Below are 1,699 nucleotides of genomic sequence, written 5' to 3'. Positions count from 1 at the left end.
GACTTCGGCCGAGGCTGTGTGAAAAGACTTCCAGTCCCGCCCGTCAAAAAATAAAATCGGTGCACCGTTTCAAGCGAGGTGCCCATGAAGCGATTCATCGAAGGCGAAGASCGACAGCAGGTCGCGCTGTTGCCGGAATGTCTTGATGACTATATCGGCGAAGACAACCCGGTGCGAGTGGTCGACGCCTTYGTCGAGGAACTGGATCTTCAGGCACTCGGCTTCAAAGGCGCGGACCCAGCTGCCACCGGTCGGCCTGCGTACCACCCGGCGGTGCTTCTCAAGCTCTACATCTACGGCTACCTGAACCGCATCCAGTCCAGCCGACGCCTGGAACGCGAGGCCCAACGCAACGTCGAGCTGATGTGGCTCACCGGCCGGCTTGCCCCGGACTTCAAGACCATTGCCGACTTCCGTCACGACAACGGGGCGGGTATCCGCAACGTCTGCAAGCGCTTCGTTGGCATGTGCCGGGAGCTCAAGCTGTTCACGCAGGCCATCGTGGCCATCGATGGCAGCAAATTCAAGGCGGTCAACAGCCGGGATCGCAACGTCACGCCAGCCAAGATCGATGCGCGCCAGCGGCAGATCGAGCAGAGCATCCAGCGCTACCTCGATGCGCTGGAGACGGCGGACCGCACGCAGCCCGCGGAGGTCGAGGCCAAGACTGAGCGGCTGCAGGACAAGATCAAGAGGTTGCGCGAGCAGATGCGCCAGCTCGATGAGACCAAGGAGCAACTGAAGCACGAGCCGGACGGCCAGCGCTCCACCACCGATCCAGACTCGCGCTCGATGAACTCGCAGGCCAAGGGCTCGGGTCTGGTGGGCTACAACGTGCAAGCGGCGGTCGATGCCAAGCACCATTTGATCGTGACACACGAGGTCACCAACATTGGTAACGACCGCTCGCAGCTGAGCAAGATGGCAATGGCGGCACGCGATGAAATGGGAAAAGACAAGCTACAAGCGCTGGCCGACCGTGGGTACTTCAACGGCACTGAGCTCAAGGCCTGTGAAGACGCGGGCATCGCGACTTACGTGCCCAAGCCGATGACSTCGGGCGCCAAGGCCCAGGGGCGCTTCGACAAGAGCGACTTCATCTACATCGCCAAGGAYGAYCAGTACCAGTGCCCAGCAGGCGAACGCGCAATCTATCGGTTCAACACGATCGAGAGGAATGGTCTCAACGCACGCGTCTACTGGACCAGTGCTTGCCCTCGGTGCCCCATGAAAGATGAGTGCACGACCAGCGACTACCGRCGCATCCGTCGATGGGARCACGAACAGGTTCTGGAGCGCGYCCAGCGGCGGCTGGACAGGAARCTTGACGCCATGACCYTGCGACGACGCACYGTGGAGCACGTGTTYGGYACGYTGAAACACTGGATGGGGTCCACCCACTTCCTGACGAAGACGCTGGAGCACGTMAGCACCGAGATGAGCCTGCACGTGCTGGCGTACAACCTCAAGCGGGTGATGCGGATTCTGGGGATGGCGAAGACGATGAAGGCGATGCRGYTGGTGGGGGCGTGAGCCTCTYAAATGCAGCCTTGCCGACATGCGGCGCTCCAGTGCACATCAAACGCAGTCATTCTCGACAGACCGCCTACTGGCTGCCTATTGAGGCCCACCAAGGCATCGACAGCATGAGAGTTCGGCATACTGGCGCGACGAGGGCGTTTCCACACAGCCTCGGCCA

The 1,699-nt window shown here is 61.2% G+C and carries 1 protein-coding gene; it reads left to right on the top strand.

Annotation, left to right across the window (positions count from 1 at the left end; all coding sequences use genetic code 11):
• The first annotated feature begins 84 nt into the window (after positions 1–84).
• A complete protein-coding gene (locus AC1DXX_RS33315; protein WP_478138469.1) occupies positions 85–1,533 on the top strand; it encodes an IS1182 family transposase in 1,449 nt (482 codons plus the stop codon).
• The last annotated feature ends 166 nt before the right edge of the window (positions 1,534–1,699 follow it).

It is taken from the genome of Variovorax sp. P4_B10, assembly GCF_056402375.1.
The sequence above is the reverse complement of the archived record's forward strand: the minus strand, read 5'-3'. Positions and strand labels throughout refer to the sequence as shown.